The sequence below is a fragment of the Streptomyces sp. AK02-01A genome (assembly GCF_033795305.1).
In the GTDB taxonomy this organism is placed as follows: domain Bacteria; phylum Actinomycetota; class Actinomycetes; order Streptomycetales; family Streptomycetaceae; genus Streptomyces.
Window position 1 is genome coordinate 41,310 of record NZ_JARBAE010000041.1, and the last position, 14,458, is coordinate 55,767.

14 protein-coding genes are annotated in these 14,458 nt (G+C 71.0%); 8 read left to right on the forward strand and 6 right to left on the reverse strand.

What is annotated here, in order from left to right; genetic code table 11:
• Nucleotides 1-18 precede the first annotated feature (18 nt).
• Nucleotides 19-1,194, reverse strand: a complete 1,176-nt coding sequence (locus tag PV679_RS28795) for a PLP-dependent cysteine synthase family protein (RefSeq protein ID WP_319683439.1) — start codon at nucleotides 1,192-1,194, stop codon at nucleotides 19-21.
• A gap of 213 nt (nucleotides 1,195-1,407) precedes the next feature.
• Nucleotides 1,408-1,866, reverse strand: a complete 459-nt coding sequence (locus tag PV679_RS28800) for a hypothetical protein (protein WP_319683405.1) — start codon at nucleotides 1,864-1,866, stop codon at nucleotides 1,408-1,410.
• Nucleotides 1,867-2,113: 247 nt separating this feature from the next.
• On the opposite strand from PV679_RS28800, the gene PV679_RS28805 reads away from it, so the two are divergent.
• From PV679_RS28805 to PV679_RS28820, 4 genes are all read left to right on the forward strand, one after another.
• A complete protein-coding gene (locus PV679_RS28805; protein ID WP_319683406.1) occupies nucleotides 2,114-2,917 on the forward strand; it encodes an SAM-dependent methyltransferase in 804 nt (267 codons plus the stop codon).
• Between the two features lie 190 nt (nucleotides 2,918-3,107).
• Nucleotides 3,108-3,677, forward strand: coding sequence for an NUDIX hydrolase (locus tag PV679_RS28810; protein WP_319683407.1), 570 nt, complete (start codon nucleotides 3,108-3,110; stop codon nucleotides 3,675-3,677).
• Between the two features lie 216 nt (nucleotides 3,678-3,893).
• Nucleotides 3,894-5,162 carry an FAD-binding protein gene (locus tag PV679_RS28815; protein WP_319683440.1) on the forward strand — a complete coding sequence of 423 codons (1,269 nt, stop codon included), beginning with the start codon at nucleotides 3,894-3,896 and terminating at the stop codon, nucleotides 5,160-5,162.
• Nucleotides 5,163-5,230: 68 nt separating this feature from the next.
• Complete coding sequence (locus PV679_RS28820; RefSeq protein WP_319683408.1) at nucleotides 5,231-6,262, forward strand: hypothetical protein; 1,032 nt, start codon at nucleotides 5,231-5,233, stop codon at nucleotides 6,260-6,262.
• A gap of 58 nt (nucleotides 6,263-6,320) precedes the next feature.
• On the opposite strand, the gene PV679_RS28825 is transcribed toward PV679_RS28820, so the two are convergent.
• Nucleotides 6,321-7,049 carry a class I SAM-dependent methyltransferase gene (locus PV679_RS28825; protein ID WP_319683410.1) on the reverse strand — a complete coding sequence of 243 codons (729 nt, stop codon included), beginning with the start codon at nucleotides 7,047-7,049 and terminating at the stop codon, nucleotides 6,321-6,323.
• A 231-nt stretch (nucleotides 7,050-7,280) separates the two neighbouring features.
• Between PV679_RS28825 and PV679_RS28830 the strand changes: the two genes are divergently transcribed.
• Genes PV679_RS28830 through PV679_RS28840 form a run of 3 tightly spaced genes read left to right on the forward strand, consistent with a single transcriptional unit; the run spans nucleotide 7,281 to nucleotide 9,834 of the window.
• Complete coding sequence (locus tag PV679_RS28830; protein ID WP_319683411.1) at nucleotides 7,281-8,165, forward strand: ABC transporter substrate-binding protein; 885 nt, start codon at nucleotides 7,281-7,283, stop codon at nucleotides 8,163-8,165.
• Nucleotides 8,162-9,055, forward strand: a complete 894-nt coding sequence (locus PV679_RS28835) for an amino acid ABC transporter permease (protein ID WP_319683412.1) — start codon at nucleotides 8,162-8,164, stop codon at nucleotides 9,053-9,055. Before PV679_RS28830 ends, PV679_RS28835 begins: the two co-directional genes overlap by 4 nt.
• A complete protein-coding gene (locus PV679_RS28840; protein WP_319683413.1) occupies nucleotides 9,052-9,834 on the forward strand; it encodes an amino acid ABC transporter ATP-binding protein in 783 nt (260 codons plus the stop codon). The genes PV679_RS28835 and PV679_RS28840 overlap by 4 nt, the downstream gene beginning before the upstream one ends.
• A gap of 83 nt (nucleotides 9,835-9,917) precedes the next feature.
• On the opposite strand, the gene PV679_RS28845 is transcribed toward PV679_RS28840, so the two are convergent.
• Both PV679_RS28845 and PV679_RS28850 read right to left on the reverse strand, forming a co-directional pair.
• Nucleotides 9,918-10,682, reverse strand: coding sequence for an SIS domain-containing protein (locus tag PV679_RS28845; protein ID WP_319683414.1), 765 nt, complete (start codon nucleotides 10,680-10,682; stop codon nucleotides 9,918-9,920).
• 125 nt (nucleotides 10,683-10,807) lie between these two features.
• Nucleotides 10,808-11,776 (reverse strand): N-acetylglucosamine kinase, encoded by a 969-nt coding sequence (locus PV679_RS28850; protein WP_319683416.1) that lies wholly within the window; start codon nucleotides 11,774-11,776, stop codon nucleotides 10,808-10,810.
• A 62-nt stretch (nucleotides 11,777-11,838) separates the two neighbouring features.
• On the opposite strand from PV679_RS28850, the gene PV679_RS28855 reads away from it, so the two are divergent.
• On the forward strand, nucleotides 11,839-12,705 hold the full coding sequence (locus PV679_RS28855; RefSeq protein ID WP_319683417.1) for a MurR/RpiR family transcriptional regulator: 867 nt from the start codon (nucleotides 11,839-11,841) through the stop codon (nucleotides 12,703-12,705).
• Nucleotides 12,706-12,775: 70 nt separating this feature from the next.
• Here the strand turns inward: PV679_RS28855 and sthA are convergent, their stop codons facing one another.
• Entirely contained in the window at nucleotides 12,776-14,179 is a 1,404-nt protein-coding gene (gene sthA / locus PV679_RS28860) for a Si-specific NAD(P)(+) transhydrogenase (RefSeq protein ID WP_319683419.1), read from the reverse strand.
• Between the last annotated feature and the right edge of the window lie 279 nt (nucleotides 14,180-14,458).

A 14,458-nucleotide genomic window follows, 5' to 3' on the forward strand; every position in this document is an offset into this window, starting at 1 on the left:
TGGTCTTCGCCGGAGCCTTCACCGGGCCGCTCCCGCCAGGCCGCGGTCACCCGTTTCCGGTCCGACGGCTGCGGCGCCCGCCGCGCCGCCGGCGAGCGGATCCACCACGGTGGTGCACCGTGTCCACCGGGTGACGGTGCGTTCGCCGGGATGCGCGATCTCCTGCGGATGGTCGGCGGGCCGGTGGTCCAGCAGTTGATGCTCACGGCAGTACGCGTCGTCGAACACGGTTCCGACATAGCGCTGCGGGCCGTCCGGGAAGATCGCCACGATCCGCTCCTCCGCCGGCCGGACAGTCGCCAGCCAGCGCGCGACCAGCGCGACCGCTCCCACACTCCAGCCGCCCGTGGCGTAGCGCGCCCGGGCCAGCGACCGCGCCGCCCAGACCGCCTCCGGGGCGGCGACCCAGTGCACCTCGTCGAAGAGGCCGTACGCGACATTGCGCGGATGGATGCTGCTGCCCAGGCCGCGCATCAGCCGGGGCGCGGCGGGCTGTCCGAAGATGGTGGAGCCGGTGGTGTCGACTCCCACGACCCGCAGCGAGGGAAAGAAGCCACGCAGGACCGAGGCGATCCCGGCCGAATGACCGCCCGTGCCGACACTGGCGACCAGCGTGTCGACGCGTCCGAGCTGGGCCACCAGCTCATACGCCAGTGGACGGTACGCGGCCACATTGTCCGGGTTGTGGTACTGGTCCGGGCACCATGATCCGCTCCGCGCGGCGAGAAGCTCGGCCACCCGCTCACGCCGGGCTTCCTGCCAGCCGCCGACCGGATGCGGCGTCCGCACCAGCTCGATGTCCGCGCCGTACGCGGTTAGCAGCCCGGTCATCAGCGGCTCCATGCCCGGATCCGTGACCACCGTGACGGGATGGCCGAAGGCCACTCCGGCCAGGGCGAGCCCCAGTCCCAGGGTGCCGGAGCTGGATTCCACGATCCGCGCTCCCGGCAGCAGTTGGCCGCGCTCCCGGGCGCGCGCCACCATGTAGAGGGCCGTACGGTCCTTGATGCCGCCGGGGTTGCTGCCTTCCAGCTTGGCCCAGAAGCCGCGGCCGGACGCGGTGAACGGTTCGCCGACCCACAGGGTCGGGGTGTCGCCGACCAGCGCCGCCGGGCTGTGCGCCGGCTGGAGGGAAGAAGTCAGCAACTGGGCGGGGGAGTCGGGCACCGATACCTGGGCGGATCCGGAACACATGTGGTCCGAAGACGGGTCGGCTGTGGACATGGAGGTGACGGACGTGTGGGCGGCGACCATACCGAAGGGGTTCATTGCACAGATCTCCTGTGGCCGGGCGTACGGGAGCACGCCTCGGCGGCGGTGGCGGGACGAACGGTCAGAGAGCCGGCCGGGCCATCGACCGCGCGCGCTCACAACCGCTCGCGCGCGGGCGGCGGCCCGCGGCCGTGATCAGTTCCGCCACACACCCAGGGCCGCGCGCTGTCGCTGGTCCGTGCCGGCTCCGGCGCTCTCACCGGCCGGCCGCGCGCGAGCCGGACGCCGCGCCGCATCCCGTACGACGGTGTCGGCGGCGCTCACGGCGTCCACCGCGGGCGGCACGGCGGACTCGTCCGTACGCTGCGACAGAACGCTCGGCTCGTCCGCGTCCGTACACGATGCCGCGCCATGGGCGGCCCGTCCCGCGCAGGCGGTCGGCGCCGGAGCGTGCCCGGAGGCCGGGGCTCCTGAGACGGCCGCCGCGGCGTCCGGCGTGGCCACCGCGGTCATCGGCGCGTTCCGGAGCGGCGCGGCGGAGACAGGGCCGTGGGCACATCCCAGCACATGGAGCAGCGCGGCCAGCACGGCGAACAGCGTGACGCAGGATCGCGTCCCGCGTCCGCCGATCACACTCCCGACCGTCGTGCCCATATTGCGCAGCGTAGGCGATCGGGCACCGAAAGTTCTCATCGGGTGGGTCGATACGCATGCGAAAGCGTGGATACCGGCGTGCGGAACGGCCGGGAGCGAGCCTCGACGGCCACCGTGGAGGACACCGTCCAGGACATGTGTCCGCGTCGGCGAAGTTGGCCGAAGACGCGGCCCGGACCAGGCGGGATGCGTAGGCTGAGGCTGCTGTGAAGATCGTGCCGAGAGGCCGGGCCGAGAGGTGAAAACGATGGCTGAGGAGCGGCCGCAGGAGATCGATTCAGGGCAGGCCCATCCGGCCCGGGTGTACAACGCCTGGCTGGGTGGCAAGGATCACTACCCCGTCGATCAGGAGGCCGCCGAGCTGGCGGCCGAGGCCAATCCGGGAATCGTCCGAGCGGTCCGCGCCAACCGCGCGTTCCTCGGCCGGGCCGTCCGCCATCTCGCCGGTGAGGTCGGCATCCGGCAGTTCCTGGACATCGGCACCGGCATTCCCGCCGCCGACAACACCCATGAGGTCGCCCAGTCCGTCGCGCCCGATTCGCGTGTCGTGTACGTGGACAACGACCGGATCGTGCTGGCGCATGCCCGCGCCCTGCTGGTCGGCACGCCGGAAGGACGGACCGACTACATCGAGTCCGATGCCCGCGATGTCGAGATCATCCTCGCCGAGGCGGCACGCACACTGGACTTCAGCCGGCCGGTGGGCCTGATGCTGGTCGCGGTCCTCCAGTACATCCCGGACGCCGACGGCCCGTACGGGATCACCGCCCGTCTGCTCGACGCGCTGCCGTCCGGCAGCCATCTGGTGATCTCCCATCCGGCGGCCGACATCACGGCCGACGAGGTGGCCCAGTCGATGCGGGTCTACAACGAGCGGGCAGCGGCGCACGCGGCCGCGACGCCTCGCACCAGGGACGAGGTGGCGAGGTTCTTCGAAGGCACGGAGCCGCTGGAGCCCGGAGTCGTGTCACTGCCGCTCTGGCGGCCCGGCCCGCACGACGTGCCGGCCGGTGACATCCCGATGTGGGGCGGAGTGGGCCGCAAGCCGTAGCGGTACGAGCCGGTGGCACGGCCTCCGGATTCCATGAGTGGATTCCACGAGCGCACGAGCGCACGAGCGCACGAGTCCGGAGGCCGGGACAAAACCGCGGGACAGCGTCCGTCCGGAACCGTAACCTCCTCGATGCCGTACGACGGCCGGACAGGGACCGGCCGGCCCGACGAGTTGACAGGTGGAGCGAATGGAATCCGTCCGCCGGCCGATCCTCGATGTGCTGTCCCGGTATCGTCCGAGGGATCCCGCCGAGGCCGCCGATGCCGGCCGCGTACGCGAACTCGTCGAGACCGCCGACGACCCGTGGTCGCGCTCGATCCCTCTGCATGTGACGGCGTCCGCGCTGATCGTGCATCCCGGCAGCGGACGCGTGCTGATGCGCTGGCACGAACGGCAGCGGTCCTGGCTGCAGGTGGGCGGTCACGGCGACCCGGGAGAGACCGAGCCGCTGGCCGTCGCGCTGCGGGAGGCCGTCGAGGAGACCGGTCTCGGCGACCTTGTCTCCTTCCCGGACGACTCCCTTGTGCAGGTGGTCATCGTGCCCGTGCCCGCCAGGGGCGATGAACCCGCGCACGCCCACGCCGACCTGCGATTCGTGCTGGCGACCGCCGAACCGGACACGATCCGCCCGGAGACGCCCGAGGCCCCGCTGCGCTGGCTGTCCCTTCCCGAGGCGCGGGAGATCACCGCCGAGGCCAATGTCCGCGAAGGGCTGCGCCGTGTGCGGGAACTGCTGGCCGAAGTGGAAGGCGGCTGAGCCGGAGCGGCCGTATGCGGTGGGCGCCGCGACGGGTCCCTCTCCTCGCGTGTCAGAGTGCGCGTAAGGAAACGTGGGTGCGCACGGCGGCCGCTCACGAACGCAGCGAAGGAGAACACCGTGTCCCGCACGCCTGGACCCACCACCGGACCCAGCGGTGAAGCCGCGCCTCAGGAGGACGGGCAGGGCGCCGCGGCCCGCTCCGCCGCGCCGGCCGTGACGAACTGGGCACGCAACATCACCTTCAACGCGGCGCGTGTCCACCGGCCCTCGTCGGTGGAGCGGCTGCGCGAGATCGTGGCCGGCGGTCCTTCGGTGCGCGCGCTCGGCAGCGGCCACTCGTTCAACCGGATCGCGGACACCGACGGTGACCTGGTCTCGGTGGCGGAACTGCCCAGGACCGTGGAGGTCGACCGAGCCGCCGCCACGGTCACGGTGAGCGGCGGCCTGCGGTTCGCGGAGTTCACCGGCGCCGTGCACGACGCGGGTCTCGCGCTGCACAACCTCGGCTCGCTTCCGCACATCTCGGTCGCCGGAGCCTGCGCCACCGGAACGCATGGATCGGGAGTCGGTAACGGCGCGCTGGCCTCGGCGGTGCGTGCGCTCGACATCGTCACCGCCGACGGCGAGATCCTGTCTCTCGCCCGCGGTGACAAGGACTTCGCGGGAGCCGTGGTCGCACTGGGCGCCGCCGGCATCGTCACCCGGATGACGCTCGATCTGGTACCGGCCTACGACATCCGGCAGTGGGTGTACGAAGGGCTTCCGTACGGGCGGCTGCGCGAGCGGTTCGACGACATACTCTCGGCCGCCTACAGCGTCAGCCTCTTCACCCGCTGGCGGACCGACCTGGTGGAGCAGATCTGGCTGAAGCACCGGGTCGGTGACGACGAGCGCGCGACCGCGCTGGCGGGCGGGCTCGGTGCCGAGCCCGCCGACGGACCTCGCCACCCGGTGCCCGGCATGGACCCGGTCACCTGCACGGAACAGTCCGGAGTCGCCGGGCCGTGGCACGAAAGGCTGCCGCACTTCCGGCCGGAGTTCACGCCCAGCAACGGCGAGGAGCTGCAGAGCGAGTACTTCGTCGCACGGGAGGACGGTCTCGCGGCCTTCGACGCGCTCGCACGTGTCAGGGACCGGATCGCGCCGGTCCTCCAGATCGGTGAGATCCGTACCGTCGCGGCGGACGAATACTGGCTGAGTCCGGCGTACGGACGCGACTCCGTGGCGTTCCACTTCACCTGGATCGCGGACACGGCGGCCGTGACGCCGGTGCTGGGCGTCATCGAGGAGGCGCTGGCGCCGTTCGGTGTCAGGCCGCACTGGGGCAAGCTGTTCACCATGGCTCCGGAGCGTGTCCGCGCGCTGTACGAGCGCTCCGCCGACTTCGAAACACTGCTCGCGAAGCTCGATCCGCGCGGCACCTTCCGTAACGATTTCATCACACGGTATTTTCCCGGCGACCAAGCACAGCGCGGGGCATAACGCAATTTGTCACATAACGTTTACCTGAGACGTGGTTGCCTCTCAGAATGTCTTCTTAACCTCTCGCCATGTCCCGGCACCGTTTGACCCCGCAGACGCTCATGTCCGTACGCCGCCATCCCGCGCTCCACACCTCAGCGGCCCTCACCCTGCTGGTGGCGGGATGGGCGGTGACGGCCGGCTTCCACGGGACCGCGCACAGTGACTCGCGGGCCGTACCGCGTACGAGCACCCTGCCCGCGTGGAGCGGAGAGCCGTCCGGGATCGCGCCGCTGACGTCGATCGTGTCGCTGCCGGCGGCGCCGGCCGCGTCGCCCGCGCCCTCGGAATCGGTGCACGCGCTGTCGGCCGGGAAGGCCGCCCAGAAGCCTGGGCGGGCTCCGGACGAGGTCTTGTCCGAGCGGCTCCAGCCGCTCCTGGCCGCCACCTCCGCCTCACTGTCGGTCGCGGTGCTCGATCTGACGGACGGCCGCGGCGCGCGGTACGGCGTGGGCTCAGGGAAGACGTATGACACGGCGAGCATCGTCAAGGTCGACATCCTGGCGGCGCTGCTGCTGAAGGCACAGGACGCGGACCGCCGGCTGACGGCGCAGGAGAAGGCCTACGCGACCTCGATGATCCAGGTCAGCGACAACGCGTCGGCGGACGCGCTGTGGAACGCGATCGGCGGGTCACGCGGTCTGGACGCGGCGAACCACCGACTGGGACTCACCGGGACGACCGCCGGGACCAACGGCCTGTGGGGGCTGACGCAGACCACCGCCGCCGACCAGCTCGTGCTGTTGTCCGCCGTGTTCGGCCAGGACTCCGAGCTGAGCGCGGCGTCGAGGACCTACGCACGGGGCCTGATGGGCGGGATAGCGGCGGACCAGGACTGGGGTGTGTCGGCGGCGGGCACGGTCACGGGCCTGAAGAACGGCTGGCTGCAGCGGAGCGCCACCGGCCTGTGGGACATCAACAGCATCGGGCGGATATCCGTGGACGGACATCCCTGCCTGCTGGCGGTGCTGTCGAGGGGCAGCGTCACCATGGACGCCGGAGTCTCGCTGGTGGAGAAGGCGGCGAAGGCCGCGGCGTCCGCCGTCAGCGGTCCGGCGTGAGGGGTCCGGCGTGAGCGGTCCGGCCCAGGAGACATCGCCGCCACCGGGCGGCGCGGACTCAGGCCCGGTGAGCGACCACCAGGACACAGCGAGGACCGCCGTCGGGCAGCCGGCCGAGATCGGTCAGAGGCAGTAGTTCCGCCGTGAACCCGGCGTCCCTCAGCTCCGCCAGCACATCCGGAAGCCGGAACGTGCGGTAGTACATGACAAACCGTGGATGCCACAGCAGATTGCGCAGCCGCATCACGGTGTCGAAACCCCAGAGCGCCCAGTAGAGCGTCGAGCCGACTCGCGGCGGCGCCGGGACGGGAAAGACGAACCGGCCGCCGGGCCTGAGGGCCGCGTACGCCTGGGCGAAGACCACCGGCCGTTCGCAGGGCAGGAAATGGCCGAACGCACCGAAACTCACGGCCAGGTCGAAGCCGGCTCTGAACGGAAGAGCGCGCGCGTCGGCCCGGACCCAGCTCACCGACGGCACGCCCGCGGCCTGCGGAAAGGCCGATGTGGCGCCCGCGAGCATGCCCGTACTGAAGTCGACACCGGTGACCCGGTCCTCGCACAGCCGCCGCAGGGCACCCACCCCGGCGCCTGTCCCGCAGCAGATGTCGAGTCCCGCGCCGAACGGTCCGAGCGGCCGGAGGGTACGCACCACCGCCTCCAGCAGCGGGGCAGGCGTCCGGAACGGGGTCCGGTCGAACTTCGGAGCCAGCAGGTCATAGCCGTGCTCGATGGAGGAGAGCGCCTGCACGGCGAGTTCGCGGAGGGTCGGGCCCTGAGGGGTGAACATCAACGATCAGCGTAACGACAATCCCGCGAGCGGCGACCCGGCCTCACGGGACACCGGCCGGCCTGAGCGGCGGCGATACGGCTCATGGCGTCCCGGAGGCGTCCTGGACCGGTCCGGCCGGTGCGAGCGCGGGGCGTCCCAAACCTCGCGGGTACGCCCACAAGCGGAATTTCATGAGATCGCAATACCGCGATCTCGACAGACACCCCTCGGCGGTGTCAGTCTCCCGCCATGCACCTCACCGCCCGAAGCCTTCTCCCCGCACTGTTCGTCGTGGCCCTCGCCGCCGCCACGGGGTGTGCCCCTCAGGAGACACCGTCGTCCGCCGACACGTCCTCCACCGGGGCCGCTGCCTCCGCGCAGTCCTGCGACAAGGCCGCTCTGGCCACACAGGCGAAGGGAAAGCTGACGGTCGGGACGGACAAACCGGCCTACGCGCCCTGGTTCCAGGACGACGATCCGGCGAGCGGCAAGGGCTTCGAGTCCGCCGTCGCGTACTCCGTCGCCAAGGCCCTCGGCTACGAGAAGGACCAGGTCGTCTGGCAGACGGTGCCGTTCAACAACTCCTTCGCGCCCGGTGCGAAGAACTTCGACTTCGACATCAACCAGGTCTCCATCAGCGACGAGCGCAAGCAGGCCGTCGACTTCTCCTCGGGCTACTACGAGGTCCGCCAGGCCGTCGTCGCACTGAAGGACTCCCCGTACGCCGAGGCCGCCACCGGCGCCGACCTCAAGGGAGCCAAACTCGGCGCCCAGGTCGGCACCACCAGCCTCGACACGATCAACGAGATCATCAAGCCGACGCAGAAGCCCGCCGTCTTCCAGAAGAACGACTTCGCCAAGTCCGCGCTGCGCAACGGCCAGGTCGACGCGATCGTCGTCGATCTGCCCACCGCCTTCTACATCACCTCGGCCGAGGTGCCGGACGCCAAGGTCGTCGGCCAGTTCGCCGACTCCGCTGGGGCGGCGGAGCAGTTCGGACTCGTCCTCGACAAGGGCAGCGCGCTCACCTCGTGCGTCACCCGGGCCGTCGACGGACTGCGGAGGGACGGCACCCTGGCCGCTCTGGAGAAGCAGTGGCTGTCGGACGCCGTGAACGCCCCGGTGCTCAAGTGACCTCTGGCACCGTCCGCACGGAGAAGGACGGCGGCGGAGACGACACGTACACGCCGTCGGCGCGGCGGATCGAGCGCGAGCGCTACAAGCGCGCCCGCGCCCGCCGCGCCACCGGGATCGCCGCGCTCTCCACGCTGGTGACGGGCGGTGTGCTCTATCTCGTCATCACCGGCTCGCCGGGCTGGCAGCGCACCCGTGAGACATTCTTCAGCGCCGAGTACGCCCGCATGGCGCTGCCCCAGGTCCTCGACGGTCTGCTGCTCAACCTGCGGCTGCTGGCGGTCTGCGGAGTGTGCGTCCTCGTGCTCGGACTGCTGCTGGCCGTCGCCCGTACGCTGCGCGGCCCGGTCTTCTTCCCGGTGCGCGCGCTGGCCACCGCGTACACCGACTTCTTCCGCGGCCTGCCGCTGATCATCTGTCTGCTGATGGTCGTCTTCGGCGTCCCGGCACTGCGGCTGCAGGGCGTCACCACCGATCCCGTGCTGCTCGGCGGCACGGCGCTGGTCCTGACCTACTCGGCCTATGTCGCCGAGGTGTTCCGGGCCGGGATCGAGTCCGTACACCCGTCCCAGCGGGCGGCGGCCCGTTCACTGGGACTGTCCAGCGCCAGGACACTGCGGTACGTCGTCCTGCCGCAGGCGGTACGGCGCGTCGTGCCGCCGCTCCTCAACGACCTCGTGTCGCTGCAGAAGGACACGGGCCTGGTCTCCATCGCCGGCGCGGTCGACGCCGTCTACGCGGCCCAGATCATCGCCGGCAAATACTTCAACTACACGCCGTATGTCGTCGCGGGCCTTGTCTTCGTCGCCCTGACGATCCCGATGACCCGTTTCACCGACTGGATCACGGCCCGGATGGACCGGCGGCGCGCGCAAGGAGGAACCGTATGACGGCCGTCGAGGCACCGGTGACGGCCGACGGCGCTCCGGTGCTGCGTCTGGAGTCCGTGCGCAAGACCTTCGGCCGGGACCGGGTCGTGCTGCGTGATGTCTCCCTCGATGTGGCGCCGCACACCGTGACCGCGCTGATCGGTGCCTCGGGCTCCGGCAAGTCGACCCTGCTCCGCTGCGCCAATCTGCTGGAGGAGATCGACGACGGAGCGATCTTCCTCGACGGTGAGGAGATCACCGATCCGCGGACCGACCCGGACGCCGTGCGCCGCCGTATCGGCGTGGTGTTCCAGTCGTACAACCTCTTCCCGCACATGACGGTCCTCCAGAACATCACGCTCGCACCGCGCCGGGTCCTCGGTGTCCCGCGCGCGGAGGCGGAGGAGCGGGCCCGCGAACTGCTGACGCGCCTCGGTCTCGGTGACAAGGCGGGCGAGTATCCCGACCGGCTCAGCGGCGGCCAGCAGCAGCGCGCCGCGATCGTACGGGCCCTCGCCGTGCGTCCCCGGCTGCTGCTCCTCGACGAGATCACCGCGGCGCTCGACCCCGAACTGGTCGGCGAGGTGCTGTCGGTCGTACGGGACCTCAAGGGCGACGGCATGACGATGGTGCTGGCCACCCATGAGATGGGCTTCGCCCGTGAGGTCGCGGACCAGGTGTGCTTCCTGGACGGCGGCGTGGTGCTGGAGCGGGGCACACCGCAGCGGATCTTCGGCGATCCGAGCCACGAACGTACGAGGCGGTTCCTGCGGCGGATCGTGGAGGCGGGACGGCTCTGAGGGCCCGTCCGGCGGCTCGCGCCGGTGAGGTGCTTCGCCGCTGCGCGGGCGGTGTGCCCCGGTGGTCCGCGGTCCGGCGCGGATCAGTGTCCGCCGCGGTGCAGCCGGCCTTCGTAACGGGCCTCCAGCACGGCGTTGCGCTCGAAGCCGCCGGGCAGATTGGCGGACACGTACACCGGCGCCTCATGGCCTTCGGCGATGAGCAGGGCGACACTCTCGGCCACCACCATCTGCACCAGCAGGGCGGAGGTGATGGTGGAGACACCGCACAGCGCGCCGCCGCCGGGCAGCGGCAGCAGCGCGTCCCCGGCCGGCGCGCGGTTGTCCAGCACCGCGTCGGCCAGGTCGGCGAGCCGCTTGCCGCTGGGATGCAGGGCCGGGACGGACCGCGTGTGCTCCAGCGAGGTGAGGGCCACCAGCCGGTGTCCCTTCTCGCGCGCCGTGAGGGCCATGTCGACGACGGAGTTGTTGACGCCCGAGTTGGAGATGATCACGAAGAGGTCCTGCGGCCGGGGAGCGGCCAGCTCGTAGAGGCGGCCTGCCAGTCCCGGCCGGCGCTCCAGCAGCGGATCGGCGAGCACCGAGCGGTCCTCACCGCCGCGCAGCACCAGGTCGCTGAGGCCGATCCGGCTGGTGGGGATCAGCCCGCCGGCCCGCCCGGCGATCTCCAGCGCCGTCGCCTGCGAGTGCCCGGTGCCGAAGGCGTGGATCACGCCGTCGGCGGCGACGCAGTCCGCGAACAGCCGGGCCGCCGCCGCGACCCCGTCCCTGTTGCCGTCGACCGCCCGGTCCATCGCGGAGCGTACGCGGACGGCCAACTCGGCGGCGCTGAGCTCTGGTTCAGCCATCGGTGATCCCCTTTTCCAGTGCTCGCTTGATTCAGTCGGCTGATTCAGTCGGCTTGGTTGATTCAGCCAGTATTATTTGCGTGGTCTGAAACAATGAACCAGTCGCGGGAGTTCAGGTCAAGGGTTCAGACCAGCAGCCGGGCCAGCGCCACCGCTCCGGCGCCGCCGTCACGCACCGCCGTGATCCGCAGTCCCGTCGCGCGCGTGCGCTCCGTCAGGCGCTCCAGCAGCGGCCCCTCCGGACCGACCAGCCCGCCGGTCACCACCAGCGGCTCACCGGGGCGCGGCGCCAACGCCCCGACCGTGGCGGCCAGTTCGGCCGCCGCCTCGTCCAGCAGGGACCGGGCCACTCCGTCACCCGTGTCCGCCGCCGTCACCACCAGCGGGCTCAGCAGAGCGAGCGCGACCGGTGGCCTGGAGTGTGCCCATCCGACCAACTGCTCCTTGAGCCGGCCTCGTTCGGGCCAGGGCGCGCGCGGGCTCACATGGCCCGGCACGCAGTGCGCGGGCACCGCATCCGCCAGTGAGGTCCACGGGCCGCGCTCGTCCAGCGCCCGCAGCACCGCGCGCAGGGCCATGTGTCCCAGCCAGAATCCGCTGCCCGAGTCGCCCAGCAGCCAGCCGCCGCCGTCCGAGGTCCGCACACAGCGCCGGTCCGCCACCCGGCCCGCCGCCGCACCCGTACCCGCGACCAGCACCAGACCGTCGGACGGCGCGCCGGGAGCCGACGCGAAGGCGACCTCGACATCGCCGTACACCTCGCTCGCCACGCCCTTCATACCGGTCAGCGCCAGCGCCTCGGCCAGACAGAGCGCGGCGAGCCGCTGACCCCACTCGGGCCCGGCGTCCTCGGCGGCGCCCGCGAAGCCGCCCGCCGCGGCCACCACCGAACCACGCAGACCCACCGGTACGGCCGCGTCCAGGGCCCGCGCCAGATGCCGCGTCAGATCGGCACGTCCGACACTCAGCGCGTTGCCGGGGCCACCGGTTCCCGAGCCGAGCACCCGGCCCGTGCCGTCGGCGAGATAGGCGCGCAGCCGGGTGCCTCCCGCATCGATACCGATTACCAAGGGATGTTGGACAGATTCATTCATCGCATCGCATGGTGGTTGATAGATTCACTTGCGGACAAGACCCCGGCCGAGACGAGTTCGCCATGATCACTGCCCTGATCCGCTCCGAACTGCCCCGGCTCACCGGCTCGTTGAGGAAGGTCGGTGAGCTGGTGCTGGCGGACCCCTCGGCGATCTCCCGTGCGTCCGCCGCCGAACTCGGCCGTCGCACAGGCACCTCACAGGCCACCGTCACCCGCTTCTGCCGCGCACTCGGTCTGGACTCCTACCAGCAGCTTCTGCTGGAACTCGCCAAAGAGCAGGGCCGGCGCCCGGACGGCCCGGACGACCACCCGCTCGGCCCGGACATCGGCCCCGACGACGACCTCGACCATCTGATCGCCGTGGTCGCCCAGGCGGATCTCCAGGCGCTGCGGGGGACCGTGGAACGCCTGGACCGCGAGGCCCTCGAACGAGCCGCACAGGCCCTGGCGAAGGCCCGCCGCATCGATGTCTACGGCGTCGGCGGCTCCGGCATCGTGGCGCGCGAGACGGAGGCACGGCTGTTCGGCATCGGCTGCCCGGCCCGCGCCTGGACCGAGGTGCACGCCGCCGAGACCTCGGCGGCGCTGCTCACACCGGCGGACACCGTGGTGGCGCTCTCCCACTCGGGCAACACCCGCGAGGTCCTGAGTCCGCTGCTGCTGGCCGTGGAACGCGGCGCCACCACCATCGCCGTCACCGGCGACCCGCGCTCACCGGTCGCCCAGGCCGCCGCGGTCCACCTCACCTCGACCTCGGCGGAGACCAGCTTCCGGCGCGGCAGCTTCGGCACCCGCCACTCGGTCCTGCTGATCCTCGACTGTCTCTACGCGCGCGTCGCGCAGCTCACCTACGAGCGCGCCACCGCGTCGGTGGCGCTCACCGCCCACATCACCGACGCACACGCGGCACGCCCGCGCCGCCGCTGAGCGGCTCGGCGGTTTACGGCCCGGCCCGGGTTCTTCGGCAGCCGTACCGGGACGGGACGACGAGCGCGGTTCAGCGTTCCATACGTGCTGTCTGGCGGATCTTGTTGGTCACATCGAGGGCGGCGACCTTGTAGGACTCGGCGAGCGTCGGATAGTTGAAGACCGCGTCCACCAGGTAGTCGACGGTGCCTTCGCATCCCATGACGGCCTGACCGATATGGATCAGCTCGGTCGCGCCCGAGCCGAAGCAGTGCACGCCGAGCAGCCGTCGGTCCTCGGGTGACACCAGCAGTTTCAGCATGCCGTGCGCGTCTCCGACGATCTGGCCCCGGGCCAGCTCGCGATAGCGCGAGACGCCAACCTCGAACGGCACCTTCTCGTCGGTGAGCTGGTCCTCGGTCCGTCCTATGAAGCTGATCTCGGGGATCGTGTAGATACCGATGGGCTGGAGGTGGTGCATCGGGTTCACGGGCTCGTCGCAGGCGTGGTAGGCCGCCGCGCGGCCCTGCTCCATGGAAGTCGCCGCCAGGGCCGGGAAGCCGATGACATCACCGACGGCGTAGATGTGCGGAACGGCGGTGCGGTAGTGCTCGTCCACCGTGATCCGGCCGCGCCGGTCGGCGGAGAGGCCCGCCTTGTCGAGGTCGAGCTCGTCGGTCAGCCCCTGCCGTCCCGCGGAGTACATCACCGCGTCGGCGGCGATCTTCTTGCCGCTCTCCAGAATGGTGAGCGTGCCCTGCTCGTGACGCTCGACCGCCGAGACGGTCTCGCCGAAGCGGAAGGTCACCGCCAGGTCGCGCAGACGGTACTTGAGCGCCTCCACCACTTCGACATCGCAGAAGTCCAGCATGCCGCCGCGCTGTTCGACCACGGTGATCTTGCTGCCGAGCGCCGCGAACATCGACGCGTACTCCATGCCGATGACGCCGGCGCCCACGATCACCATGGACCGGGGCACTTTCTCCATATTGAGGACGCTGTCGGAGTCCATGACGGTACGGTCGTCGAATTCGACACTGGCCGGGCGGGCCGGGCGGGTGCCGGTGGCGATGACGATGTGGTCCGCGGTGACCAGGCGGTCCTGGCCCGAGGCGTCCCGTACGGCGACCGTGTGCTCGTCCACGAACCGTCCGGTGCCGGTGAGCAGAGTGACCTGGTTCCTGGCGAGCTGGCTGCGGACGACGTCCACCTCAAGGCCGACGACATGCTGCGTACGAGCCGTCAGATCGGCGACGGTGATCTCTTCCTTGAGCCGGTAGCTCTGGCCGTACAGATCCCGCTGGCTCAGCCCGGTGAGATAGAGCACCGCCTCGCGCAGTGTTTTGGAGGGGACGGTACCGGTGTGGATGGAGACGCCGCCCAGCATGTGCGGGCGGTCGACCACGGCGACCCGGCGACCGAGCTTGGCCGCTGCGATGGCGGCCTTCTGGCCACCCGGTCCTGATCCGATGACAAGCATGTCGAAGTCGGGCACGGGAGGAGTCTGGCAGTCGTCCGTGATTCACGGAAGGCCCGGCCCGGCGTGCGAGACACGCGGTGTTCGTTCGGCGCGGCCACCACCGGAGGACCGGACGGTGGCGCAGTACGTGCTGACCGTGAGGCTCACCGTCTCGACGTCGGCCTCGGCCACTGATCGCGGCGGGTCGCGGCGCGCCTTCCAGCCGCCGCGCCCTGCCGCGTTGCAGTGGCTCCGCGCAGTGAGTACGACTCCCACCGTCGGCGAGAGGGGCGTTTTCCGGTGAACGCGGCACTG